Origin of the sequence: Kribbella solani (genome assembly GCF_014205295.1) — a bacterium.
Classification (GTDB): Bacteria; Actinomycetota; Actinomycetes; order Propionibacteriales; family Kribbellaceae; genus Kribbella; species Kribbella solani.
The window spans coordinates 7,150,627-7,175,403 of sequence record NZ_JACHNF010000001.1 but is presented as its reverse complement, the minus strand read 5'-3'; the positions used below and the strand labels follow the sequence as shown (position 1 = coordinate 7,175,403).

Below are 24,777 nucleotides of genomic sequence, written 5' to 3'. Positions count from 1 at the left end.
TCATGCGGGCCACGGTAACCAGGCGTAGAGGCGGAAGTCGCCTTCGGGGGTGCGGCCGTGTTCGACGCGGCCTTCTACCAGGGCGGCGCGTTCGCTGAGGCCCTTCAAACCCTGGCCGTCTCCTCGGCGGCGGTTGGGTGCGGGGTTGACCAGCTCGACCGACAATCCGTTGCCGGGGGCACCGGTCACGCTGATCCGTACCGGTTCGCCCGGCGCGTGTTTGACGGCGTTGGTGAGTCCTTCCTGCACGATCCGGTACGCCGTACGCCCGACGTGCTCCGGCAGCGCGCCCGGCGCGTCGAGGGTGAGTTCCACCGGGATACCGGCCGCGCGGGAGCCCTCGACCAGGGCCGGCAGGTCCGCGAACGCCGGATGCGGCAACTCGCCGACCGGTGCGCGCAGCACGCCGATCACCTCGCGCAGGTCCTGCAGCGCCTGATGCGCGCTGGCGCGGATGATCTCGGCGGCACCGGCGACCTCCTCGGTGGACGCGTCCGGCCGGTACGCGAGCGCGCCGGCGTGCACGCTCAGTAACGACAAGCGATGCCCGAGTACGTCATGCATCTCGCGCGCGATCTCCTCGCGCGCCCGGAGCTGCCCCTGTTCCGCCTCCAGCCGGGCCACCGTCTCGGCCCGGTCCGCGCGGTCCCGCAACGTCTGCAGCAGCTGGCGACGCGATCGGATGTACAGACCCCAGCCGGCCACCGCCACGTACAGGGCCGCGGCTGTGATCAGCACCGCCGCCGGGTCGTCCGGCTTGTTCCGGATCTCGATGTACGCCAGCAGGCAGACCGCGTTGGCGGCGAACACCAGCAACGTGATCCGGAACGGCCGGTAGATCGCCACCGTCAGGATCATCATCAGCGCCGCGATACCGGACGACTCGGAGAACGCGGACACCACGGCCCCGACCAGCGCGAGCTGCACCGGCCAGCGCCGCCGGAACCAGAGCGTCAGGCAGAAGGCCATCCCGACGTAGAAGTCGGCCGCGAGCAGCCAATGACTGACCGAATCCTGCTCACCGTCGGTGTACAGCACCAGCCCGATCAGCACCGCGACCGCGAACGCGACACTGTCCACGACCCAGTCGCGGGCGCTGCGGCGCGGGCGCGCGGGCTTGCTGGAAGGCCCGGCCGGAAGCTCGCTCATAGCTCGAATGTAGCGGTGCGTAAGCGGTTGCCGGGGCGTACGCCCGTGTCCGCATACCGAAGTCGTTTGTCTTCGGTACTTAGGTCGGCGGTAGGTTGCCGGGCATGAGTCAGCTCGCAGTCACCGTCATCGGTCCGGACCGGCCGGGAATCATCGCGGACGTCACCGAGGCACTGGTCGGTACCGGTGTGAACCTCGAGGACTCGACCATGACGCTGCTGCGCGGCCACTTCGCGATGATGATCGTGTGCGCCGGGCCGTACGACGAGGTGAAGGCGGCGCTGGAGCCGTTGCGGGGCGAGCTGGTCATCACGGTCCGGGAAATGGGTCCGGAGCACCGGCACGCGGCGATCGGCGCGCCGTACCTGCTGAGCGTGCACGGCGCGGACCGGCCCGGGATCGTGTCGGCGGTGACCCGGATGGTCGCGGCCGCCGGCGGTACGGTCACGGACATGTCGACGCGGCTGAGCGGCGGGCTGTACGTACTGACCGCCGAGGTCGAGCTGCCGCCGGCCGCCGAGCTGACGACGCTGAACCGCGCGCTCGAGATCACCGCCGAAGAGCTCGGGGTCGGCGTCACGTTGCGCCCCGCCGAGAGCGACGAGCTGTGACCGTGACCGAGGTGATCTCCGGCTGGTCCCCGGAACTGCTCGGCGTTCAGGGCCGCGTACTTGACGTGGTCCGCGCCCCGCATCCGGTGCTCGCGACCGAGGGCGCGGTCGTCGACCCGCGCGATCCCGAAATGATCCAGCTCGCCGCCGACCTGGTCGCGACGATGCGGGTCTCCCCCGGCTGTGTCGGCCTGGCCGCGCCGCAGGTGGGCGTGGCCGCGCAGATGTTCTCGCTCGACGTCAGCGGGCACCCCAAGACGCGTACGTGCCATGGGGTCTTCGTGCTCTGCAACGCCGAGATCGTCGAGTCCAGCCGGAACGAGAAGGCCCGCGAGGGCTGCATGTCCGTCCCCGACTTCACCGGCGACGTCAAACGCGCCACCCGGCTGACCGTCACCGGCGTACTCCCCGGCGGCACCGAACCGGTCACCATCAGCACCGACGGCTTCGAGGCCCGCGCCCTCCAGCACGAGATCGACCACTGCGCCGGCAAACTCTTCCTGGACCGCGTCGCCGGCGCCCACGCCGTGTATCCCCGAAAGGTCTACCAGTAGAGTTCCGAAACGCCCTCCACCGAGTACTCTCGTCCGGAGCGCCCGGGTGGCGGAACGGCAGACGCAGGGAGCTTAAACCTCCCAGCCGAAAGGCGTACGGGTTCGAATCCCGTCCCGGGCACTCATCCGGCGATCGCCGGACCATCCAGGCCGGCCAGGGTTTTGGCTCGGGTCAGGACCTGGTCGAGCATCGGTTCGGTGAGTTTGCCGGTGAAGGTGTTCTGCTGGCTGGGGTGGAAGCTGGCCAGGACGGTCAGGTCGCCGTGCGGGGTTTTGATCAGGTACTCGGCGGCGTGGCCGAACTTGGGGCGGGGTTTGGGGACGGTCGTGCCGAGGGCGGCCAGGGCGGTGAGGAGGGCGTCGAAGCCGAACTTGCCCAGGCAGACGATGGCCTTGGTCGTGGGGAGGACCAACTCCAGTTCGCGGTTGTACCAAGGGGCGCAGGTGTCGCGTTCGGCCGGAGTGGGTTTGTTGGCGGGTGGCGCGCAGCGGACGGCGGCGATCATCCGGGTACCGATCAGGCGCAGGCCGTCGCCGGCGTGTTCGCTGGTCGGCTGGTTGGCCAGACCGACCCGGTACAGGCTCGCGAACAGCCAGTCGCCGGAGCGGTCCCCGGTGAAGACACGGCCGGTCCGGTTCCCACCGTTCGCCGCCGGAGCCAGGCCGGCGATCAGAATCCGCGGCTCGTCGGCACCCCACCCGGGAATCGGACGGCCCCAGTACGGCTGATCCGCGAACGACTTCCGCTTGCTGACGGCAACATCCTCCCGCCACTCCACCAGCCGCGGACAAGCACGGCAAACCGAAACCCGAGCATCAAGCTCATGCAGTTCCCCGGTCCGCGCCAACCGCACAACCTCATCCGCATCGCGCGCAACCCGAGTACCCCGCACCGCCGGATCCCCCGGCCACCCAGCCCCCGGCGGCACCGGACTACCAAACAACTCCCCAGTCAACGGATGCGGCAGCTCCATAGCCCCAGACTAGAGACTACCGCTGGCCATTTGTTTCACCGGTGACCTACTACAACCGGTCAGTGGTGAAACAACCCGTCAGTCCGCCAGGGAGAGGGCTACGCCGTCGAGGATGTCGTGTTCGGAGATGGTGAGGGTGGTGATGGGGAGGCGGTCGAAGAGGTGTTGGAGGATGAGGGCGCCGGCGCCGATGACGTCAACCCGGCCGGGGTGGATGGAGCGTACGGCGGCGCGGTCGGCGCGGGTGGTGGTGGTCAGCCAGGTGGTGGCGGCGCGGAGGGCGTCGGCTGATAGTTGGGCGTGGTGTACGGCGGCGCGGTCGTACTCGGGGAGGTTGAGGGCGACCGCGGCGACGGTGGTCGCGGTGCCGGCTACGGCGACCAGGGCGCGGGCGTCGGCGATGGGGACTGTGGTGTGGTCGAGCAGGGCGTCGATGTCGCGGGCGATCGCGGCGAGCTCGGCGGGGTTGGTCGGGTCGGTGGTGACATGACGCTCGGTGAGCCGGACAGAGCCGAGGTCAAGCGACTCGGCGGCGATGACGCCCGACGCACCAGCGCGACGCCGGTCGGCGTACGCGGGGCGGTCGGCGGAGGCGCGGTCGGCTGAGGCGGTGCGGGCGGTGGGAGTGGAGTTGCCGAGGATCAGTTCGGTTGAGCCGCCGCCGATGTCGGCTACCAGGTATGGCCCGGGTACTACCGGCTCACCAGCGGCGCCGGATGTCGGGGTCAGGGCGGGGAGCGACTGGGTGGCGCCCTGGAAGGTTAGGTGGGCTTCTTGGGGGCCGGTGATGATTTCGGGGGTGGTGCCGAGGCGGGACTGGATTCCTTCGAGGAAGGCGTCGCGGTTGCTGACGTCGCGGGCGGCTGAGGTGGCGACGAAGCGTACGCGGGTGGCGCCGGTGGAGCGGATCACCTCGGCGTACTCGTCGGCGGCCCGGAAAACCCGCTCCAGCGCCTCGGGAGCGAACGCGCCAGTCGCATCCACCCCCTGACCGAGCCGCACAATCATCATCCGCCGATCAACCTCGGTAAGTTGGCCAGCGCGCACATCGGCGATCAGCAGGCGGATCGAGTTCGTACCGCAGTCGATTGCCGCGACTCTGGTGACGTCCTCAGACACACGGACCTCGGCGGCCCCAGTCCTCCAGGGCGTCGAGGGTTTCGTCGCCCAGCGGGTTCACCCCGCGCCCGGCGGCCAGCGAATGACCGGCGAGCACATGCAAGCACTTCACCCGCGTCGGCATCCCACCCGCGGAGATCCCGCTGATCTCCGCGACGTGGTCGATCGACTCGCGGTGCGCCAGGTACGCCTCATGTGCGCCCCGGTACCGCTCGGCCAGCTCCGGGTCATCCGCCAACCGGTCGGTCATGTCCTTCATCAGCCCGGACGACTCCAGCGTTCCGATCGCGGACGCGAGTCGCGGGCAGGTGACGTAGTACGTGGTCGGGAACGGCGTACCGTCCGGCAACCGCGGCTCGGTCTCGACCACATCGGGGAGACCGCAGGTGCACCGGTGCGCGATCGAACGGATCCCCCGCGCGGTACGCCCGAGCTGCTTGCTGACTGCTTCTTGATCCGAAGGGCTGACCTGGCCGGAAGGACTGACGCTCACCTGGTTACCTTAGGCGGCGGCGTCAGGATCGTCTTCGGGGTGGGTTGGGTCCGGGCCGGCGGGGTCGCCGCCGCCGGTGGTTTGCCGGCGCCCTCGACGCTGCCCCACAGCTTCGTGTACCAGGTCGGCTTCTGCGTCTCGGCCGCACCGTCGGACGGCGCCGACGGCTCCGGCGGGGCGCCGACCGGCTTCCCGTCCGCGCCGATCACCCGGTAGCCGACCTCACCCGGCATCACCCAGCCGAGCCGCTGCCGCGCCTGCGCCTTCACGTACGCGTCGTCGTCCCAGCGGGCGATCTCGTCGTTCAGCTCCGCGACCCGTTTCTCCCGGTCGCGGATCTCCTGGTTCAGCGCGCTGACCTGCTGGTGCTGGTCGAACCACACCCGCAGGCTCTGCGCGTACGACACGATCAGCGCGCCGAGTACGAGCAGCACGACGGCCGCCCGGCCGGTCAGGTTGCGCGACCCGCGGGTGCGCGCCGGACCGGCCGCGGCACCCGTCGTACGCCGCTTGGGCTGGTCGCCCCGCCGGGCGGGGCGGGTCGGGGCGGGGCCGAAGGCATTGCGCTGCGGACGCGACTGGGTCCGGCTCGACGGACGCGAGCCGGGTCGTGCACCGGTATCCCGACGGGACGGCATGCCTTGCGACCCCCTGAAATCAGCCCTGGTACCGCGGGAAGGCCGAACGACCGGCGTACGTCGCCGCGTCGTCGAGCTCCTCCTCGATCCGGAGCAACTGGTTGTACTTGGCGGTACGGTCCGACCGGGCCGGCGCGCCGGACTTGATCTGACCGCAGTTGGTCGCGACCGCGAGGTCGGCGATCGTGGTGTCCTCGGTCTCACCGGAACGGTGGCTCATCATGCAGCTGAAGCCGTTGCGGTGGGCCAGGTCGACGGCGTCCAGGGTCTCGGTCAGCGAGCCGATCTGGTTCACCTTGACCAGCAGGCTGTTCGCCGACTTCTCGTCGATGCCGCGCTGCAGCCGCTCGACGTTGGTGACGAACAGGTCGTCGCCGACCAGCTGGATCTTGCTGCCGAGCTCACCGGTGATGCCCTGCCAGCCGGCCCAGTCGTCCTCGTTCAGCGGGTCCTCGATCGAGACGATCGGGTACGACGCGACCAGGTCGGCGTAGTAGGCGATCATCTCGTCCGCGGACTTCTTGCCGCCCTCGAACGCGTACACGCCCTCGGTGAAGAACTCGCTCGCGGCGACGTCCATCGCCAGCGCGATGTCCTTGCCGAGCTGCAGCCCGGTCTTCTCGACCGCGACCGCGATCAGGTCCAGCGCGGCCCGGTTGCTCTCCAGGTTCGGCGCGAAACCGCCCTCGTCGCCGAGACCGGTGGACAGGCCGCGCTCCTTCAGCACCGCCTTCAGCGCGTGGTAGACGGTCGCGCCCTGCATCAGCGCCTCGCCGTACGTGGCGGCACCGATCGGGGCGATCATGAACTCCTGCACGTCGACGTTGCTGTCCGCGTGCGCGCCGCCGTTCAGGATGTTCATCATCGGCACCGGCAGGACGTGCGCGTTCGGGCCGCCGACGTAGCGGAACAGCGGCAGGCCGGAGCTCTCCGCGGCCGCCTTGGCGACGGCGAGGCTGACGCCGAGGATCGCGTTCGCGCCCAGTTTTGCCTTGTTCGGGGTGCCGTCCAGGTCGAGCAGCGCGTGGTCGATCAGCCGCTGCTCGTGTACGTCGTACCCGACGATCTCCTTGTCGATGTCTTCAAGGATCGCGGTGACGGCCTTCTGCACGCCCTTGCCGCCGTACCGGTCCTTGTCGCCGTCCCGCAGCTCGACGGCCTCGAACTGACCGGTGGACGCGCCGGACGGGACCGCTGCCCGGGCGACGGTGTCGTCGTCGAGCAGAACCTCGACCTCGACAGTGGGGTTGCCGCGCGAGTCGAGGATCTCGCGGGCGCCGACGGCCTCGATGGTGGCCACATTGACTCCCAAGTTCTCGATGACGAATCGTGCTGAGCCTAGCCTCCAGACCACCCCACCCAGTGGACCGCGTCACCCCAACGATCCCACCCCGCGGTACCTCCGGCGTCAGCAACACCCCGTGGACCCCCGGATCGCCTGCAAATCAGCCGAATCCGGCTACCCGCCAAAGGCCCGACGGGCGTCGGCCAGGCCCTTCCGGTTCTCGCTTTCATCGCTGATCCCGGTCAGCACGTTGTTCCCGATCCGCCACGCGAAGTAGCCGGCCTGAACGGCCCAGCGAACGTGCAGGAAAGCGTCCAGCCCGCGGGCGAGCTCGCCGGCGAGATCAGGTCGCCGGCGAACGTACGCGGCCACGACGTGCTCGGGTGACCCGTCGGCGTACATCACCGCGGAGGCGACGTCGTACAGAATCGGGCCGGGTAGCGCACTCCCCCAGTCGATCAGCGCGACACTGCCGTCCGGCTGCCGCCGAAACGCCTCCCTGGCCGCGTCCCCGTGCAGCCAGGCCCAGGTCTCGCCCAGCGCCGTGGCCCGGGCGATCGCGTCCGCGACCGCCGGCCGAATCCACGGCTCCAGATCCAGATAGTCGTCGAACGGCATCAGTACGCGCAGCCAGTCCTGCAGGTCACCGGTTTCGACGGCGGCGATCGTGTGTACGCGGCCGAGCAGGTCCCCGATCGAGGTCCGGTCCGCGGCGGTCTTTCCCAGTTCTTCGCCACTGACGTACTCCAGGACGGCGACCTGCCGATCGTCGGCCCGCTCAACGAGCCGGCCGCCCTTGCTGGACCATGGCCGACCGCTCACCACGCCCGCATCATCCAGCCGCACCGCCAACTCGAGACCCGGCCCGAACGACGCGTCATCCACATCCACGGACTTCACCACTACGCGCCACGCGTCGCCCTCCGACGACGCCAGCCAGGTTGCCGAGTTCATCCCGCCGGTCAGCACCTCCAGCCGCGCCGCCTTCAGATCCCACCGCTCCCGCAGCACCCCAGCAACATCCACCCGCCCACGGTCCCAGCCCAGCAGCCGCCCCGCATCCAAATATCGCTGTACCTAACGACAGGTAGTACACCTCCGAGACGCCGTACACGCGGACCACTTCACGCTCAGGTGCACTACCTCTCGGCCCACCACTACCTGTCCTTCGGCACACGATCCGATAACTTTCTACTTGCGGAAGTGGAAAGTTATGGGGTAGCTTTCCGGTATGGAAAGTGATGCTGGGGAGCAGCTGCGGATCATCGAGCGGGCCGAGGCGGCGCCGTATGTCAGTTACCCGAAGACGGCGTGGTGGTATCCGCCGGTGGTCGGGGCGTGGGTGGCCGGGATGATCGGGACGTTCACGTGGTGGCGGGAGAACTCGGCGCTGTTCTTCGCGTCGCTGGCGATTCTGCTGGCGCTCGAACTGGGCTTCCTGAACTGGATGCAGCGACGGCACGGCGCGATGCCGTTCCCGGGGCGGGGCCGGCCGCCGCGGGAGATCGGGCGGCTGTGGAAGGGGTACTTCCTGACCCTCCCGGTGATCGTGCTGGTCGTCGCTGCGGTCTGGTGGCTGGGTGGCGTACCGGTCGCGGCCGGGACCGGGTTCGTACTGGTGACGGCCGGGATCTGGTACTACGAGCGCCGGTACGCGATCGCGGCGGCGAAGGTACGGGAGCGGCTCGGGTGATCGACGGACTCGACCCGGTCATCCACGCGCCGAAACGGCTGGCCGCGATGGCGGTGCTGGCGAATGCGACGACCGTCACGTTCAAGTTCCTGAAGGACTATCTGGGCGTGGCCGACTCGGACCTGTCGAAGCACATGTCGGCGCTGGAAGCGGCCGGGTACGTGGCGACGACGAAGAGTGGTCACGGACGCGGAGCAACCACCACGTACCGGATGACGAAGACTGGGCAGCAGGCCTACACAACCCACCGCGACGCCCTCCGCAACCTCCTCGACGGACCGCAGTAGCTAAGAGCCTTCGGCGGCGCGGATTTCTGTTGTCAGGTGCTGGATGGTGGTGCGTAGTGCCTGTTCGGCGTCGACGCCGGAGGCGCGGGCCTCGCGGACGATTGCCAGCAGTTGTTGCCCGACCCGCTCGGTCTCGTCCACCGGTTCGGGTTCAGCGAGCTGCTCGGTGTCGGCGGGGAGAACTTTGGCGGCCCGGCCCAGTACTTTGTCGGCGAGGGCCAGCGCGGGCAGGGCGAGCGGGATGCCTTCAAGGACCGAGGTGCGTTGTTTCTCGGTCGCCTTGATCGCTTCCCAGTTGGCCTCGACGGCCGCCGCGTCCGCGGCATCCACGCTGCCGAACACGTGCGGGTGCCGGCGGATCAGCTTCTCGACAATCCCGGCGGCAACGTCGTCGATGGTGAACCCACCACCCTCGGCATCGTCGTCCCCGGTGACACGGTCCTCGGCGATCCGCGAGTGGAACGCGACCTGCAGCAACAGATCGCCAAGCTCCTCGCGGAGGTGCTCGGCGTCGCCGGTGTCGATCGCTTCGAGGGTTTCGTACGTCTCCTCGAGCAGGTACTTCGCGAGGCTCTCGTGGGTCTGCTCCTGGTCCCAGGGGCAGTTCCGCCGCAGGCGATCCATCACCCGGACCAGATCGATCAGCCGAGCACCCGGTACGTCGTACGACCCGTGCAGGATCTCGACGTCGTAGGGCGCCTGCGGGTCGCGGATGCGCGCGTCGGCGATGAGGTGGCGTAGGGCTGGGTCGCCGTCGTCGGCGGTCAGCCAGACGGCCTGGCGGCCCGTACGGGCGGCTGCCGTCAGCCAGGTCCACGCGGCCGTGGCGTCGCCCTCGACCTGCGTGACCGGCAGACCCGAGCCGATCACCGCCTGGACGTCAGGCCGGTCCGGACCGCCGGACGCGGCGATCTCGTCGGCGGCTTCCAGCGGCTGCCAGGTAGCGCGAGTGAGCAGCCCTGGGGCCACCCGGGGGCTGGTCAGGACGACCTTGATCCCACCGACCTCACTCGCGCTCAACGGATCAGCCCTGACCCTGCTGCGGCTGCTGCTGTTGCTGAGCGGCCTTCTGCTGCGCGGCCGTCTGCGGCGACAGCACCGACAGCGATCCGGAGACCGCGCTGTCGATCCGCCCGTCGGTCCACTGCCCGAAGCGCGGCGCGATCGTGACGTCGACGTTCTTCATGGCGTCCCGCAGGGCCACGCTGCCTTGCTGCAGCTTGGCCTGGTTCTGCAGGTCCTCGACGGTGCCGCCGCCGAGCTTGGCGGTGACGATCGCGGCGGTGCCGACCTGGTTGAGGAAGTCCCGCGCGACCGAGTCGGCCTGGAACTTCTCGTACGTCTGCTGGTCGCCGCCGACGACTGCCTTCGCCGCCACCGCGGTCTCGGCCGGGGTGACCGTGATCGACTTCTGCTGCTGTACCTTCTCGACCAGCACGTTGCTGACCATGTCGCTCAGCGCGGACGCGGTGTCGTACTTCTTCCCCAGCGCAGCGGTCACCGCCTGCGCGGTCTTGTCGACGTCGCCGATGCTGATCTCGGTGCCGCCGACCATGGCCGCCGCGCCCGGGTGCGTACCCGCCGCGCAGCCGCCGGCCAGCAGCACCGTGGCCACCGCCGCACCGAGAGCCCCAAGCTTCCGCCCTCTGCTCACCGAATCTCCTCGCCTAGTCACGCTGTGTGTCGTCAGGTTCACGCCGGTACTCCGATCGGTTCGGCGATCACGTCGTCGATCAACCGGGTGCACCACTGCAGCAACTCCTGGTCGCGGAGCGGCTGACCGCCGATCGGCCTGGTGGCAGGTCGTGGCACCAGAATGGTATGCAGTTGCGGCTTCACCAGACTCTTCGGGTACAGCCTGTTCAGCCGGAGCACCTTCGAATCAGGCAGCTCGACCGGCCCGAAACGGATCAGGTTCCCCTGCAGAGTGACGTCGTGCAGACCGGCCCGGCGGGCGTGGTTGCGGAACTTCGCCACCTCGATCAGGTTCAGTACGGCCGCCGGGATGTCGCCGTACCGATCGTGCAGCTCCTCCACCAGCTCGGCGATCGCGTCCGCGTCGCGTACGGCCGCCAGCCGCTGGTACATCTCGAGCCGGAGCCGCTGGGACGGGATGTAGTCGTGCGGCAGATGCGCGTCGATCGGCAGCTCGATCTTGACCTCGGGCTCTTCGGCCTGGGTGTCGCCGCGGTACTCCGCGACCGCCTCGCCGACCAGCCGGACGTACAGGTCGAATCCGACGTCCGCGATGTGCCCGGACTGTTCGCCGCCGAGCAGGTTGCCGGCGCCGCGGATCTCCAGGTCCTTCATCGCGACCGCCATCCCGCCACCCAGATCGGCGTGCTGCGCGATCGTGGCCAGCCGGTCGTGCGCGGTCTCGGTCAGCGGCTTCTCCGGCGGGAAGAAGAAGTACGCGTACGCCCGTTCGCGGCCGCGGCCGACCCGCCCACGCAGCTGGTGCAGCTGGGACAGACCGAGCAGGTCGGAGCGCTCGACGATCATCGTGTTCGCGTTCGAGATGTCGATCCCGGACTCGACGATGGTCGTACACACGATCACGTCGGACTGCTTCTCCCAGAAGCCCTGGATCACGTTCTCCAGGGTGTGCTCGTTCATCTGGCCGTGCGCGACCGAGACGCGCGCCTCGGGTACCAGCTGGCGGATCCGCGCGGCCGCCTTCTCGATCGTGTTCACCCGGTTGTGGACGACGAAGACCTGACCCTCACGGAGCAGTTCGCGCCGGATCGCGGCGGTCACCTGGTGCTCGTCGTACGCGCCGACGAAGGTCAGCACCGGGTGCCGTTCTTCCGGTGGGGTGGCGATCGTGGACATCTCGCGGATGCCCGTGATCGACATCTCCAGCGTCCGCGGGATCGGCGTCGCGGACATGGTCAGTACGTCGACCGCCGTGCGCAGCCGCTTCAGCTGCTCCTTGTGCTCGACGCCGAACCGCTGCTCCTCGTCGACGATCACCAGGCCGAGGTCCTTGAACTGCATCTCGCCGGACAGCAGCCGATGGGTACCGATCACGACGTCGATCGACCCGTCCGCGAGGCCGTCCATCGCGGCCTTGGATTCCTTGTCGGTCTGGAACCGCGACAGCGGCGCGACGTTCACCGGGAACGCGGCGTACCGCTCGGCGAAGGTCGCGTAGTGCTGCTGTACGAGCAGCGTCGTCGGCACGAGTACCGCCACCTGCTTGCCGTCCTGCACCGCCTTGAACGCGGCCCGGACGGCGATCTCGGTCTTGCCGTAACCGACGTCACCGCAGACGATCCGGTCCATCGGCGTGATGCGTTCCATGTCGTGCTTCACGTCGTCGATCGTGGCCAGCTGGTCCGGCGTCTCGACGAACGGGAACGCGTCCTCCAGCTCCCGCTGCCAGGGCGTGTCCTTCGCGAACGCGTGCCCCTTGGTCGCCTGCCGCGCGGCGTACAGCTTGATCAGCTCGCCCGCGATCTGGCGGACCGCCTTGCGGGCGCGGCCCTTGCGCTTGGCCCAGTCGCCGCCGCCCATCTTGTCCAGCGTGGGCTGCTCGCCACCGACGTACCGGGTGACCTGGTCAAGCTGATCAGTCGGTACGTACAACCGGTCGCCGGGCTGACCGCGCTTGCTGGCGGCGAACTCGATCACCACGTACTCACGGGTGGCCTTTTGTGAACCCGATCCGACCGTCCGCTGCATCATCTCGACGTACCGGCCGACGCCGTGCTGTTCGTGCACGACGTGGTCGCCGGGCTGCAGCTCCAGCGGGTCGATCGTCTTCTTCCGGCGGGACGGCATCCGTTGCTGGGAACGCCGTTCGGCCGCCGATCGCTGCCCGGACAGGTCGTTCTCGGTGAGTACCGCGAACTTGATGCCCTCGGCAACGAAACCCTGCTCCAGCTGGCCCTGCGAGATCAGCACCACGCCGGGCTCCGGCACTCCCGCGATCTCGTCGACCAGGCGGGCCGGCAGCTCGGCCTCGGAGAACACCTCGGCCAGCCGCTGCGCGGGACCGTGCCCCTCCGTGACGCAGACGACCCGCCAGCCGCCCCGCAGCCAGCCGCGAATGTCCTCGGCCGCCGCGCCGGTCTCACCCCGGTACGGATCGACCTCGCGAACGGCGAGGATGCGGCTGCTGACCGCCCCGGCCTCGGTGTCGATGTCGAACGCGATCCGCTCGCCCATCGAGTCCCGCAGCTCGGGCGTCGCATCGGTCGGTGCGGCCGCGAACGGCGACAGACTCCACCAGGCCAGACCCTTGCCCAGCGCCTGCGACCGGACGTCACCCAGCGACATGTACGCGGCCGCGCCCAGGTCGATCGGTGCCTCGCCACCACCGGCTGCGGCGGCCCAGGACGCTTCCAGGAACTCCTGGCTGGTCGCGACCAGATCATGCGCCCGCGCCCGTACCCGCTCCGGATCGCTGACGACCACATGCGTACCGGCCGGCATCAGGTCGACCAGCAGCTCCATGTCGTCGACGAGCACCGGAGCCAGCGACTCCATCCCCTCGACGGCATGCCCCTCGGCGAGCTTCTCGAACAGCTCGGCCAGCTCGGGGTGCTCCTTGGCCAGTACGGCGGCGCGCGTGCGGACCTCGTCGGTCAGCAGCAGCTCACGGCAGGGCGGCGCCCACAGGCCGTGCTCGGCCGCATCCAGCGAACGCTGATCGGCGACCGCGAAGTACCGGATCTCCTCGACGTCGTCGCCGAAGAAGTCGACCCGGAGCGGGTGCTCCTCGGTCGGCGGAAACACGTCGATGATGCCGCCGCGGACGGCGAACTCACCGCGCCGCTCGACCAGATCGACCCGGTGGTACGCGGCGCCGGCGAGCCGCTCGACGACATCTTCGAGCTCGGCCGAATCACCGACATGCAACTGCACCGGCTTCAGGTCGGCCAGCCCGGCGACCTGCGGCTGCAGCACCGACCGCACCGGCGCGACCAGGATCTTGATCGGTCCGGTGGTCTCGTCCGACGGGTCCGGATGGACGAGCCGGCGCAGTACGGCGAGGCGGCGGCCGACCGTGTCGGAACGCGGCGACAACCGCTCGTGCGGAAGCGTCTCCCAGGCCGGGTAGTACGCGACGGTGCTCGGCTCTTCGACCAGGCACTGCAGCGCCTCGGTCAGTTCCTCGGCCTCGCGGAACGTGGCAGTGACGGCGAGCACCGGCCGGTCGGCGCCGTTCCGGCTCGCGGCCAGCGCGGCGAGCACCACCGGGCGTACCGGACCGGGCGCACTCAGGTCGAGGGTCGTGACGTCGTCGCCGCGGGCGTCCCGGACGGCGCCGGCCAGCACCGGGTCGGTGATCAGGGTGTCGACCAGGCCGCGCAGTTTCACGAGTTGTCCAGCTTCAAGAGTTGTACCGTCCTTGGGTGGACTCGAGGCCGTCGGTGAGCAGGCACTCGACCGCGTCCGCGGTCCGGTCGACGGCGAACGGAAGGTCCTTGCGTTCGGCCGCGGAGAACTCGTTCAGGACGAAGTCGGCGGGGTTCTGCCGGCCCGGCGGACGACCCACCCCGAACCGGACTCGATAGTACTCACCGGTGCCAACCGACTTCCGCACCGACCGGAGGCCGTTGTGGCCGTTGTCGCCGCCGCCGAACTTGCACCGCAGCACGCCGAAGTCGATGTCCAGCTCGTCGTGCACGACGACCAGGTTGGCCGGGTCCAGCTTGAAGAACTTCAACAGCCCGGAGACCGGTCCGCCGGACTCGTTCATGTACGCGCGGGGCTTGGCCAGCACCGTCCGCAGGCCGCTGATCCGGGTCTCGATCACCTCGGCCTTGACCTGCTTGCTCTGCTTCCACTTGGTACCCGTCCGGGCCGCCAGCTCGTCGGCCACCAGGTGACCGATGTTGTGCCGGGTCCGGGCGTACGAAGGGCCGGGATTCCCCAGTCCGACGACCAACCACACGTCGTCCGCCACGGATCCCGGCCCTCCAGAGGTTCTGTTGGTGCTGCCGCCTGCAGACTACTCGGCGGCGGCGGCCACCGGCTCGTCCTTCTCCACGCCCGCCTCGGCCTCGGCCAGCTCCGCGTCCACCTGCTCGGCGGTCGGCTGGGCGGTGACGTTCACGACCAGGGTGTCCGGCTCGATCGCCAGCGTGGCGCCGGTCGGCAGGGTCAGGTCGGACGCGTGGATCTGGGCGCCGATCTCGAGGCCCTCGACGGAGACGGTGATGCTCTCCGGGATGTGCGTCGCCTCGGCCTCGACCAGGATCGACGGGTGCTCGGTGACGACCAGCGCGTCCGAGACGGCCTCGCCCTCGAGGTGCACCGCGACCTCGACCTGAACCTTCTCGCCACGCTTGACGATGACCAGGTCGACGTGCTCGATGTAGCCCTTCAGCGGGTCGCGCTGGACCTGCTTCGGCAGCGCCAGGTGGGACTCGCCACCCTCGACCTCGATGAACAGCAGGGCGTTGGCGGTCTTCAGGGCCAGCATGGTGTCGTGACCGGGCAGCGTGATGTGCACCGGGTCACTGCCGTGGCCGTAGAGGACAGCGGGAACCTTGTTGTCCCGGCGGATTCGGCGGGCAGCCCCCTTGCCGAACTCCGTCCGTGATTCGGCTTGGATCTTGACCTCGGCCACGACTGAACTCCTCAAAAGCGTTGCGGTGATCTGTTGACTGGGTGGAACTAGGCTGCGGCCTCAGCGGGCGCCTGCTGACCCCGGGGAAGGCGTCAGGCAACGAACCACCGCGTCGATCACGGAGCCGCGCCCATACTTCTCGGGGGGCGTCCCTCGCCGAGGCAACCAAAACAGTCTACCCACGAGCCCGCCCAGACGGGAAATCCACCCTCCCCCGCCCGCACCTTCGGCAGTTGGACAGTACGTATATGTCCACTGACCCACGATCCGGCCGCCCGCCCCGCCTACCGCGGCGCCCAGTGGGCGTATACGTACTGTCGACCTGCCGACCTCGGTACCTTGCGGTGGTGATCTCGTTCTTTGCCCTGCTCATTCCGCTGGTCCTGATGCTGGTCGTCCTCGGCCTGGTCGCGCTGGTCCTGCGGAACGGCCGCCGCCGGCGCGCGCTGGCGCAGGAGCGGGCCGCCCAGGCGGCGGCATCCGGGTGGTACCTGGTCCCGCCGGACCCGTGGCTGCTACAGATCGCCGGCAGCGTGTTCCCGGCGGGCGGCGACGTCACGGAAGCGTGGGCCGGCTCGTACCGCGGTCGCGGCATGTACCTGTTCGACTACCGCTACGTGACCAGCAACGGGAAGACGCAGTCCACGCACCACGTGCACTTCGTTGCCCTGAACCTCCCGGTCGCGCTGCCGCCGCTGATGATCACCCGCGAAACCGGCCTGCGCCGGATGTTCCACGGCCGCGACCTCGAACTGGAGAACGCCGCCTTCAACGAGCAGTTCCGGGTCGACTGCGACGACGACCGGTACGGGTCGGCGGTCATGCATCCGCGGATGATGGAGTGCGTCCAGTACAACCCGGCCCTGGAGTGGCTGATCTCCGGCAACGCGTTCGTCACGTGGGGCGTCGGCGGCTTCCACGTACCGGATGTGCACGCCCGGCTGGAGGCGATGACCCGGCTGATCGACCTGATCCCACCCTTCGTACTCCGCGACTACGGCCAGCCGACGTACCGATGACCATCCTTATCCTGATCGCGTCCGCCGGCGGCCTGCTGCTGTTGTACCTGCGCTCAGTACGCCGTCGCACTGCCTTCTTCACCGGCAGAACGGCCGAGGCCGCGCGCATCGGGTTGGTTACTGGACTGCTCCGCGGGTGACCGAGGTGACGTCGGCGCTGGGCGGGATCGCGGAGCGCGTTCCGGCGTACGTGTTTGAGGACTACCGGACTAGATGAGTTCGGCCCTTGTTCTCAGGCGGGTCTGGGTCAGGCGCGGCCTTCGAACAGGCTGGTTACCGAGCCGTCTTCGAAGACTTCGCGGATCGCGCGGCTGATCAGCGGCGCGATCGACAGCTCGGTCAGCTTGTCGAAGCGGCGTTCCTCCGCGATCGGCAGCGTGTTGGTGACGATCACCTCGCTGGCCTGGCAGTTCTTCAGCCGGTCCACCGCGGGCCCGGACAGGATCGCGTGCGTGGCCGCGATCACCACCCCGGCGGCACCCTCGGCGTACAGCGCGTCGGCCGCCTTGGTGATCGTGCCGGCGGTGTCGATCATGTCGTCGACCAGGATGCAGACCCGGCCCTTCACCTCACCGACGACCCGGTTCGCGACCGTCTCGTTCGGCCGGTCGATGTCGCGGGTCTTGTGGATGAACGCCAGCGGCGCGCCGCCGAGCCGGGCCGACCACTGCTCGGCGACCTTGATCCGGCCGGCGTCCGGCGAGACCACGGCCAGCTGCTGATCGCCGTACTTCCGCGCCACGTAGTCGCTCAGGATCGGCAGCGCCATCAAATGATCAACCGGGCCGTCGAAGAAACCCTGGATCTGCGACGTGTGCAGGTCGACGCAGATCAGCCGGTTCGCGCCCGCGGTCTTGAACAGGTCCGCCATCAGCCGCGCCGAGATCGGCTCCCGGCCGCGGTGCTTCTTGTCCTGCCGCGCGTACCCGTAGAACGGCAGCACCACGGTGATCCGCTTGGCCGACGCCCGCTTCAGCGCGTCGACCATGATCAGCTGCTCCATGATCCACTCGTTGATCGGCGACGTGTGGCTCTGGATCACGAACGCGTCGCTGCCCCGGACCGACTCCTCGAACCGGACGTAGATCTCGCCGTTGGCGAAGTCGTACGCCTGGGTCGGCACCAGGCCGGAGCCGAGCTCCTCGGCGACCTCCGCGGCCAGACCGGGATGGGCCCGGCCGGAGAAGACCATCAGGTTCTTCTCGGTGGTTCGTTTCATCCCGCTCATCCGCCCGCGCCTCCCGTTGATCTCGCTGACCCGCTGATTCCCGCTACTCGCCGCGCTCACCCGGCCGCGCCTGCTCGTCCTGCTCGTCCTGGGCGGCGAGGGCGGCTTCGGCGGCGGCGGCGGTCTTGGTGCCGGGGCGCTTGCGCTCGACCCAGCCCTTGATGTTGCGCTGCCGGCCGCGGGCGACCGCGATCTCGCCCGGCCCGACGTCCTCGGTCAGCGCGGTCCCGGCGGCCAGGTACGCCCCGTCCGCGATCGTCCGCGGCGCCACCAGCACCGAGTTGCTGCCGATGAACGAGTGCTTCCCGACATGGGTCGGATGCTTCGCCACGCCGTCGTAGTTCGCGAAGATCGTGCCCGCCCCGATGTTGGCGCCCTCGCCGATGGTGGCATCCCCGGCGTACGTCAGATGTGGCACCTTCGCACCGTCGCCGATGGTCGAGTTCTTGGTCTCGACGAAGGTCCCGATCTTGCCCTTCACGCCGAGTTTGGTCCCCGGCCGCAGGTACGCGAACGGCCCGACCGAAGCGCCGTCACCGATCACGGCGAGTGACCCGTGGGTACGGATGATGGTCGCGTTCGCGCCGATCTCGAGATCGGTCAGCGTGGTGTCCGGGCCGATCGTCGTACCCGTACCGACCGTGGTGGCGCCGTGCAGCTGGGTGTTCGGCAGCAGCGTGACGTCACGGGCGAGGTCGACCGTACTGTCGATCCAGGTCGTGTTCGGGTCGACGATCGTGACGCCTTCGCGCATGTGCCGCAGCAGCGTCCGGCGGTTCAGCTCGGCACGGAGCGTAGCGAGCTGGACCCGGTCGTTGACGCCCTCGGTCTGCATCGCGTCGCCGGTCACATGCGACCCGACCCGCTTGCCGTCGGTGCGGGCGATGCCCAGTACGTCGGTCAGGTACAGCTCACCCTGCGCGTTGTCGGTGGTCAGCCGGCTCAAACCGTCACGCAGGGTAGCCGCGTCGAAGACGTAGATGCCGGCGTTGATCTCGTCGATCGCGCGCTGCTCGGCGGTGGCGTCCTTGTGCTCGACGATCGCCGCGACGGTCCCATCCGCGCCCTGCACGATCCGCCCGTACCCGGTCGGGTCCGGCACCCGCGCGGTCAGCACGGTGACCGCGTTGCCGTCCTTGTCGTGCGCCGCGACCAGCTCGTGCAGCGTCTCCGCCTCGAGCAGCGGTACGTCACCCGACGTGACGATCACCGAGCCGTCGAAGTCGCCGGGTACGGCGGTCAGCCCGGCGCGGACGGCGTCCCCCGTACCGAGCTGCTGCTCCTGGACAGCGGTCCGGACCTCCGGATCGACGGCCTTCAGGTGCTCCTCGACCAGTTCACGGCCGTTGCCGACGACGACCACCAGGTGTTCCGGGCTGAGCGCCCGGGCGGTCACCACGGCATGCCCGACGAGGCTGCGCCCGCCGATCTCGTGCAGCACCTTCGGGGTCGCGGATTTCATCCGGGTTCCGAGACCGGCGGCCATGATCACGACCGCCGCGGGGCGATGGGAAGTCACGCGGTCTTCTCCTCGAGTTCCCTGCGAGTTCTTTCGACAAGTATCAGCATGGGCACCCGATGCAGTGCCCGCGCAAGCCTACTTGCTCCCGAACCGTCCCCTCACCCGGGTGGACGAGACCGATTTCACCCCCGCGACGCGCTCCTACCGCACCGAAGAACAGGTAGTGCACCACCGAGACACCGTACACACACCCACGTTCACGCTCAGGTGCACTACCTCCCCACCCAACACCACCTGTCCTTACGCACACTTCCACCCACCCCGCTGCTCTTGCACCCGGCTCTTGTCAGTGGCCTCTGCGACCGGCCCTCAACTTCCCCCCGGCCGGCAACCCCGACTTCCTCGTACCACCACCGGCCGCCCGCCCCACCCGCCTGCACCTGGACGACACCGACCGCACCCACCTCGACCTCTGGGTCGACCCAAGCTCCACCATCCAAGCCGAAGTCGACCGCCTCCTGGCCCTCGGCGCCACCCACGTCGAAGACTGGACCTACCCACCCGACGCCGACTTCGTCGTCCTCCAGTCCTCCGACGGCACCGTCTTCTGCCTCATCGAGCCAGCCACCCCACAACCTCCGGCCTGACAAGCGAGTACTCGCACGACGGCGTCCCAGCGAGCCGAACACCCGAAACTGTCGGTGGCCGCTGAAAGGCTTTGTGAATGAAGGAATCACTGGTGGATGTCGGGGACGTGACGCTGTTCGTCCGGGAGCTCGGGCGGCGGGGCGAGCGGCCTTCGCTGGTGGTTGTTCATGGTGGGCCGGACGTCGGTCACGGGTATCTGCTGCCCGGTTTCGAGCCGTTGGCGCGTGATCATCACGTTGTTCTGTTCGACTTCCGCGGTTGCGGGCGGAGTACGCGCGGTCTGCCGGCTGACCAGTTGCAGCCTGAGCTCGTCGTCCGCGACACCCATCGATTGATCGAACGCCTCGGGCTAGGTCAGGTGGATCTCCTCGGTTTCTCCACCGGCGGCCGCGCGGCGATCCAGTTCGTGGACAAGCACCCGGAGCAGGTACGCCGGCTGGTGCTCGCGTCGACCTCGGCGTACACGTCGGCGGACAACGAGCCGTACCTGGCCGACTGGCCCGAGTACCAGCGCCGCCAGAAGGTCGAGGACGAGGCGAACGGCACCCTCCGCAACTCGACCATCTTCGTCTGGGACCTCGACCGCGCGCCCGAGTACCTGCAACTCCTCGAATCGCTGGGGCCCGACCTGGGCGACTGGTCGCTGGAACGCGCGATCCAAGGCCTGACCCACCCCTGGTTCACCCGCGACCCCGAACAAACCCTGCGCGAGTTCGCCAAACCAATCCTCATCCTGCACGGCGAAAAGGACATGGGCTTCCCCGTCCAACTGGCCCACCGCCTCCACGACGCCGTACCCAACACCCAGCTCGTGGTCATCCCCAACACCGCCCACATGTCCCACTTCGAACAACCCACCACCTGGTCCAACCACCTCCGCACCTTCCTATCCGACTGAGCCCACTCCGATGCCCCCTCCACCCGCCCACACATCGCGGTCCCCCAGCCTTTCCACCGCTCGGCAAACGGTGAAGCTCCTGCTGGTCGACCCAACCGATCGCCTGCTCCTCATCCACGCCAAGGACCCGCGAACGAGCGCCGAGTGCTGGTACCCGGTCGGCGGAGGCATCGAGCCCGGCGAGACCCTCCAGTCGGCGGCGGCGCGTGAGGCGTACGAGGAGACTGGGCTGACTGCGCTTCCACCGGGGGAACTGGTGTGGCGACGGGATCATGTGTACGAGTACGACGGGCGGCGCCTGGACGTACACGAGGAATGGTTGCTGCATCGCGTGGCTCATTTCAGTCCGCGGCCGACCGCGCTGACTGAGCACGAGGCACGCAGCATTCTTGGGTTCGAGTGGTGGTCGGCAGCCGCTCTCGGTCGGACCACAGCGACCGTCTTCCCGCCGAACCTCGGGCGGCTACTCGCCACTCTTCTGAACGACGGCGCGTACGGCCCCGGATAGGGTGCTGTTCGTGTTGGAGACTCGGCTTGATCTGGGGCGGATTCGGGCGGCTCGGCGGGTGATTGATCCGGTGTTTCTGGACAGTCCGCTGTACCGGTGCGAGGCCCTCGACCCAGTACTCGGATGTGCGCTCAGCATCAAACTCGAGACCGCGAACCCAGTACGCAGTTTCAAGGGCCGCGGCACCGAGGTGGTCGCCGATCAACTCGCGCGTACGAGCTCCCCGGCCGTGGTCTGCGCGAGTGCGGGCAACCTCGGTCAGGCCCTCGCCTGGTCCGCCCGGAGCCGCGGCATCGACGTCACCGTCGTCGCCTCACGGTTCGCGACGCCCACCAAACTCGACCGCATCCGGGCGCTCGGCGCCAAACTCGAACTGGTCGACGGCGACCACGAACTCGCCCGCGACCGAGCCGCCGAGATCGCCGGCGCGGAAGGCATCCGCCTCCTGGAAGACAGCCTCGACCTGGAAACCTGCGAAGGCGCCGCCACCATCGGCCTGGAACTCGCCGAAGCCTTCCAAACCTCCGCACCAGGTAACCACCCGCCGTACACGACCACGCCCAGCAACACCCCGCCCGGCAACAGCTCGGTGGGCCGGACGACTGCCGGCGACCAGCGATCCGCTCCGCGCGAAGGGCCGGCCGTGCTGATCGCTCTCGGCGGCGGCGCGATGGCGACCGGCATCGGGTACGTGCTGAAAACTCTCGCCCCAGAAGTAGAAATCATCTGCGTCCAGCCCCACGGCGCACCGGCGATGACCCGCTCCTGGCACGAACGCCGCGTCGTCACCACCGACTCGATCAACACGATCGCCGACGGAGTGGCCGGCCGCCGCCCCATCCCCGAAGTCCTCACCGACCTGCTCGCCGTCGCCGACGACGCCGTACTGGTCGAAGAATCCTCCATCATCAAAGCGATCCGCGTACTCCACGACCACGCCGGCCTGATCACCGAACCCTCAGCCGCCCTGGGCGTCGCCGCGATCCTCGAAAACCCCACCCGCTTCACCAACCGCCACCTGACCACCATCATCTGCGGCAGCAACACCGACCCCACCACGTACACCACCTGGCTCGCCACCCCATGACGAACCTCAAACCCGAACTGCTGAACCTGCTTCAGCACCGTCGGGCGGAGCTGGTTGAGAAGCTGGCCGGCCTGTCGGAGTACGAGCAGCGGCGCCCACGTACACCGACCGGCACGAACCTCCTCGGCCTGATCAAACACCTCGCCGGAATCGAGTACGGCTACCTCGGCGAAGCACTCGACCACCCACCGCACGCCCGTCGTGGTTCCGCGAGTACTCCCCTTCACGCCATCACGATTACGACGGCGACGCAGATCGCTGCGATCAGTACGAACTGGCCGATCGTCGAGCGGCGCTGGTCTGCGGGTGAGATCTCGCCTTCGGCGTCGTCGAACAGGTCCGAGAAGATCAGCAACGGACGGCCGAGCGTCGCGACGATGCACAGCGCGTACAGCCCGGCCACGATCCACAGCAGGGCGGCGGCACCTTCGCGCCCGCCGAAGAGCAGCATCAGAAGTGGAAGCACGGCCATCGACGCCCAGCCGGCGAGCGCGATCCCGAGCGGCAGCACCCGCGTACGGATGATCGGGTCGCGCCAGGTCAACACACCCGTCACGGCAAACAAACCAACCATCACCCCACTCGCGAGCCCGGCATGCCGCAAAAACCACAGCACCGGAAACGCCCCCAACTCACCCACCATCCCCGCAGAATAGAGCCAGCCGTCGCAGCTTTGATCAACGCAGAATGTGGGCGCCGGCGTGCTCACGTCGTACGCGAAGCGATCTGGGTGCGCGTCACGATTGGGTGGCGAGCGGGGGCGGGGTGTGGGCGGATCGGGGCGTACGCGGCTGTAATTGGCGGCGTGAGTTTGCGGGCGCCGGATGATCCTCGGGTGTTTCACGGGTACTTCGACGCGCCCAGGCACACCGGATTGGTTCTGGGTGGGGCGTGGGTCGGCGGCATCTGTGGAGTGCTGGGTCTTCTTGGGATCGCGATGCTGGGAGTGCCGTCCGACCCCTGCGTACCCGACGACGCCGGCTGCGGTGGCGAACCGATGACCTTCGCGAAGGGCGGCGCGATCCTGCTGCTCGTGGCCGTGCTCGCGGCGGCCTGGTCGATCGGCTGGACGATCCGAGCCGGCCGCTACCGCTCCCACCACCCAACTGGCCCCCACCCGACCCAACCTGGCAACCCCCACCCGGCTGGACACCCCCACCCAACCTCCCCAAGGCCCCACCCAACTGGCAGTTCTGGCAGTAGAGCCAACTGGAACTTCCAGCAGTAGAGCGGATTGGCCCTTCCAGCAGTAGAACAGCGTCGATCATCGGCCGCGGCAGCACAAACCCCCGGCTCGGTGGACTGATGAGCCGGGGGTTCTTGATTGCTCCCCCGCCAGGTTTCGATCCTGGTCTTCGAGATTCAAAGTCTCGCGGGCTGCCGATTACCCCACGGGGGATCGTGGTTGCCGGGACAGTTTGCCATGAGTGGGGTGGGCGACACGCGAGGGGTTCCTAACCTACGGGTCCGTAGGTTACGGTGGCGTAGGTAAGGAACCCCTGACCCGAGGGAAGAACAGCCATGACTCCACCCGTTGCCACGCCGGACGCGCCCACCCGTACCGCGCCGGTCGAGGACGTGCACACCGGGACGCTCGGTGGTGAGCAGAAGAAGACCTGGGAGCAGGTCGCGCTGGCGTTGTTCATCGGCATCCCGTTCCTGGCGGTGCTGGCGGCGGTGCCGATCGCGTGGGGTGGGTTCCTCGGCTGGCGGGACGTCGTGCTGGCGGTGGTGTTCTACACGGTCGCGGGGCACGGGATCTCGATCGGGTTCCACCGGCTGTTCACGCACAAGTCGTTCAAGCCGAACCGGCCACTGAAGTACGCGCTGGCGATCGCTGGTTCGCTGGCGATCGAGGGGCCGGTGATCCGCTGGGTCGCGGACCATCGCAAGCACCACAAGTTCTCCGACCGGGACGGCGACCCGCACAGCCCGTGGAAGTACGGGCACACGATGGGCGCGCTGACCAAGGGGTTCTACCACGCGCACATCGGCTGGCTGTTCGACACCGAGCAGACGCCGCAGCGGCAGTACGCGCCGGATCTGCTGAAGGACAAGGACATCGTGAAGGTGTCCCGGATGTTCCCGATGCTGGTCACCGTCAGCCTGCTCGCGCCGGCCGTCATCGGCGGTCTCTGGTCGTGGTCGATCCAGGGCGCGCTGACCGCGTTCTTCTGGGCCAGCCTGGTCCGGATCGCGCTGCTGCACCACGTCACCTGGTCGATCAACTCGATCTGCCACACCATCGGCGACCGGCCGTTCAAGAGCCGGGACAAGTCCGGCAACGTGTGGTGGCTGGCGATCCTGAGCCAGGGCGAGTCGTGGCACAACCTGCACCACTCCGACCCGACCTGCGCCCGGCACGGCGTACTGAAGGGCCAGCTCGACACGTCGGCGCGCTGCATCTGGTTCTTCGAGCGGATGGGCTGGGTGAGCGACGTCCGCTGGCCGGTCAAGGAGCGGCTGGAGGCGCGCCGGGTGGACGCCTCGACGCGTACGCTGAAAGCTGCCTGAGAGCGAAAACCACCACCGGCAAGACCGGAA

Annotated in this window: 26 protein-coding genes, 2 tRNA genes and 1 pseudogene; 13 read left to right on the top strand and 16 right to left on the bottom strand. The window is 68.7% G+C overall.

Translation table 11 applies throughout. From position 1 onward, the window contains the following. Complete coding sequence (locus tag HDA44_RS33310; RefSeq protein ID WP_184841303.1) at positions 1-1,149, bottom strand: sensor histidine kinase; 1,149 nt, start codon at positions 1,147-1,149, stop codon at positions 1-3. Positions 1,150-1,253: 104 nt separating this feature from the next. Between HDA44_RS33310 and HDA44_RS33305 the strand changes: the two genes are divergently transcribed. From HDA44_RS33305 to HDA44_RS33295, 3 genes are all read left to right on the top strand, one after another. Then, entirely contained in the window at positions 1,254-1,760 is a 507-nt protein-coding gene (locus HDA44_RS33305) for a glycine cleavage system transcriptional repressor (protein WP_184841302.1), read from the top strand. Positions 1,761-1,762: 2 nt separating this feature from the next. After that, the gene (gene def / locus HDA44_RS33300) at positions 1,763-2,314 is read left to right on the top strand and encodes a peptide deformylase (protein ID WP_337906702.1); all 552 of its coding nucleotides are present in this window, start codon (positions 1,763-1,765) and stop codon (positions 2,312-2,314) included. 40 nt (positions 2,315-2,354) lie between these two features. Continuing rightward, a tRNA-Leu gene (locus tag HDA44_RS33295) sits at positions 2,355-2,435 on the top strand. A gap of 1 nt (position 2,436) precedes the next feature. Here the strand turns inward: HDA44_RS33295 and HDA44_RS33290 are convergent. From HDA44_RS33290 to HDA44_RS33265, 6 genes are all read right to left on the bottom strand, one after another. Next, complete coding sequence (locus tag HDA44_RS33290) at positions 2,437-3,288, bottom strand: uracil-DNA glycosylase (protein ID WP_184841300.1); 852 nt, start codon at positions 3,286-3,288, stop codon at positions 2,437-2,439. Between the two features lie 78 nt (positions 3,289-3,366). Then, the gene (locus HDA44_RS33285; protein WP_184841299.1) at positions 3,367-4,407 is read right to left on the bottom strand and encodes a Ppx/GppA family phosphatase; all 1,041 of its coding nucleotides are present in this window, start codon (positions 4,405-4,407) and stop codon (positions 3,367-3,369) included. Next, the gene (locus HDA44_RS33280) at positions 4,400-4,900 is read right to left on the bottom strand and encodes a DUF501 domain-containing protein (protein WP_184841298.1); all 501 of its coding nucleotides are present in this window, start codon (positions 4,898-4,900) and stop codon (positions 4,400-4,402) included. The genes HDA44_RS33285 and HDA44_RS33280 overlap by 8 nt, the downstream gene beginning before the upstream one ends. Beyond that, positions 4,897-5,538 (bottom strand): FtsB family cell division protein, encoded by a 642-nt coding sequence (locus HDA44_RS33275; protein WP_184841297.1) that lies wholly within the window; start codon positions 5,536-5,538, stop codon positions 4,897-4,899. Before HDA44_RS33275 ends, HDA44_RS33280 begins: the two co-directional genes overlap by 4 nt. Positions 5,539-5,557: 19 nt before the next feature. After that, entirely contained in the window at positions 5,558-6,838 is a 1,281-nt protein-coding gene (gene eno, locus HDA44_RS33270) for a phosphopyruvate hydratase (protein ID WP_184841296.1), read from the bottom strand. A gap of 159 nt (positions 6,839-6,997) precedes the next feature. Then, positions 6,998-7,849 carry a phosphotransferase gene (locus HDA44_RS33265; protein ID WP_184841295.1) on the bottom strand — a complete coding sequence of 284 codons (852 nt, stop codon included), beginning with the start codon at positions 7,847-7,849 and terminating at the stop codon, positions 6,998-7,000. Positions 7,850-8,054: 205 nt separating this feature from the next. On the opposite strand from HDA44_RS33265, the gene HDA44_RS33260 reads away from it, so the two are divergent. After that, on the top strand, positions 8,055-8,516 hold the full coding sequence (locus HDA44_RS33260) for a hypothetical protein (RefSeq protein WP_184841293.1): 462 nt from the start codon (positions 8,055-8,057) through the stop codon (positions 8,514-8,516). Then, entirely contained in the window at positions 8,513-8,803 is a 291-nt protein-coding gene (locus tag HDA44_RS33255; RefSeq protein ID WP_184841290.1) for a transcriptional regulator, read from the top strand. The genes HDA44_RS33260 and HDA44_RS33255 overlap by 4 nt, the downstream gene beginning before the upstream one ends. On the opposite strand, the gene HDA44_RS38775 is transcribed toward HDA44_RS33255, so the two are convergent. The 5 genes from HDA44_RS38775 to HDA44_RS33230 are packed head-to-tail and all read right to left on the bottom strand — an operon-like array spanning position 8,804 to position 15,383. Continuing rightward, a complete protein-coding gene (locus HDA44_RS38775; RefSeq protein ID WP_184841288.1) occupies positions 8,804-9,823 on the bottom strand; it encodes a MazG family protein in 1,020 nt (339 codons plus the stop codon). Between the two features lie 4 nt (positions 9,824-9,827). Further along, the gene (locus HDA44_RS33245) at positions 9,828-10,457 is read right to left on the bottom strand and encodes a hypothetical protein (protein ID WP_184841286.1); all 630 of its coding nucleotides are present in this window, start codon (positions 10,455-10,457) and stop codon (positions 9,828-9,830) included. Positions 10,458-10,495: 38 nt separating this feature from the next. After that, on the bottom strand, positions 10,496-14,128 hold the full coding sequence (mfd, locus tag HDA44_RS33240; RefSeq protein ID WP_184841285.1) for a transcription-repair coupling factor: 3,633 nt from the start codon (positions 14,126-14,128) through the stop codon (positions 10,496-10,498). Positions 14,129-14,141: 13 nt separating this feature from the next. Continuing rightward, complete coding sequence (pth, locus tag HDA44_RS33235; RefSeq protein WP_184841283.1) at positions 14,142-14,717, bottom strand: aminoacyl-tRNA hydrolase; 576 nt, start codon at positions 14,715-14,717, stop codon at positions 14,142-14,144. Positions 14,718-14,762: 45 nt separating this feature from the next. Further along, positions 14,763-15,383: a 50S ribosomal protein L25/general stress protein Ctc gene (locus HDA44_RS33230; protein ID WP_184841281.1), complete on the bottom strand. Its 621-nt coding sequence runs from the start codon at positions 15,381-15,383 to the stop codon at positions 14,763-14,765. 347 nt (positions 15,384-15,730) lie between these two features. On the opposite strand from HDA44_RS33230, the gene HDA44_RS33225 reads away from it, so the two are divergent. Together HDA44_RS33225 and HDA44_RS33220 are read left to right on the top strand one after the other, a co-directional pair. Next, positions 15,731-16,402 carry a hypothetical protein gene (locus HDA44_RS33225; RefSeq protein WP_184841279.1) on the top strand — a complete coding sequence of 224 codons (672 nt, stop codon included), beginning with the start codon at positions 15,731-15,733 and terminating at the stop codon, positions 16,400-16,402. Next, positions 16,399-16,542 (top strand): hypothetical protein, encoded by a 144-nt coding sequence (locus HDA44_RS33220; RefSeq protein WP_184841277.1) that lies wholly within the window; start codon positions 16,399-16,401, stop codon positions 16,540-16,542. The genes HDA44_RS33225 and HDA44_RS33220 overlap by 4 nt, the downstream gene beginning before the upstream one ends. A gap of 107 nt (positions 16,543-16,649) precedes the next feature. Here the strand turns inward: HDA44_RS33220 and HDA44_RS33215 are convergent, their stop codons facing one another. Continuing rightward, positions 16,650-17,630, bottom strand: coding sequence for a ribose-phosphate diphosphokinase (locus tag HDA44_RS33215; protein WP_184841275.1), 981 nt, complete (start codon positions 17,628-17,630; stop codon positions 16,650-16,652). Between the two features lie 43 nt (positions 17,631-17,673). Further along, complete coding sequence (glmU, locus tag HDA44_RS33210; RefSeq protein ID WP_184841273.1) at positions 17,674-19,149, bottom strand: bifunctional UDP-N-acetylglucosamine diphosphorylase/glucosamine-1-phosphate N-acetyltransferase GlmU; 1,476 nt, start codon at positions 19,147-19,149, stop codon at positions 17,674-17,676. 299 nt (positions 19,150-19,448) lie between these two features. Here glmU and HDA44_RS39050 point away from each other — a divergent pair, with 299 nt between their 5' ends. From HDA44_RS39050 to HDA44_RS38770, 5 genes and pseudogenes are all read left to right on the top strand, one after another. Beyond that, positions 19,449-19,739 (top strand): VOC family protein, encoded by a 291-nt coding sequence (locus HDA44_RS39050; protein ID WP_184844678.1) that lies wholly within the window; start codon positions 19,449-19,451, stop codon positions 19,737-19,739. Between the two features lie 77 nt (positions 19,740-19,816). Beyond that, on the top strand, positions 19,817-20,638 hold the full coding sequence (locus HDA44_RS33200) for an alpha/beta fold hydrolase (RefSeq protein ID WP_184841271.1): 822 nt from the start codon (positions 19,817-19,819) through the stop codon (positions 20,636-20,638). 70 nt (positions 20,639-20,708) lie between these two features. After that, the gene (locus HDA44_RS33195) at positions 20,709-21,146 is read left to right on the top strand and encodes an NUDIX domain-containing protein (protein ID WP_184841269.1); all 438 of its coding nucleotides are present in this window, start codon (positions 20,709-20,711) and stop codon (positions 21,144-21,146) included. Positions 21,147-21,156: 10 nt separating this feature from the next. Beyond that, the gene (locus HDA44_RS33190) at positions 21,157-22,233 is read left to right on the top strand and encodes a pyridoxal-phosphate dependent enzyme (protein WP_184841267.1); all 1,077 of its coding nucleotides are present in this window, start codon (positions 21,157-21,159) and stop codon (positions 22,231-22,233) included. Further along, positions 22,230-22,451: pseudogene (locus HDA44_RS38770) on the top strand (mycothiol transferase); the annotation flags it as partial. The gene HDA44_RS33190 and the pseudogene HDA44_RS38770, both read left to right, overlap by 4 nt. A 5-nt stretch (positions 22,452-22,456) precedes the next feature. On the opposite strand, the gene HDA44_RS38765 reads toward HDA44_RS38770, so the two are convergent. Both HDA44_RS38765 and HDA44_RS33180 read right to left on the bottom strand, forming a co-directional pair. Then, positions 22,457-22,876 carry a hypothetical protein gene (locus HDA44_RS38765; RefSeq protein ID WP_337906841.1) on the bottom strand — a complete coding sequence of 140 codons (420 nt, stop codon included), beginning with the start codon at positions 22,874-22,876 and terminating at the stop codon, positions 22,457-22,459. 684 nt (positions 22,877-23,560) lie between these two features. Beyond that, positions 23,561-23,632 (bottom strand) — tRNA-Gln (locus tag HDA44_RS33180). 122 nt (positions 23,633-23,754) lie between these two features. On the opposite strand from HDA44_RS33180, the gene HDA44_RS33175 reads away from it, so the two are divergent. Next, positions 23,755-24,747 carry an acyl-CoA desaturase gene (locus HDA44_RS33175; protein WP_184841263.1) on the top strand — a complete coding sequence of 331 codons (993 nt, stop codon included), beginning with the start codon at positions 23,755-23,757 and terminating at the stop codon, positions 24,745-24,747. Positions 24,748-24,777 lie beyond the last annotated feature (30 nt).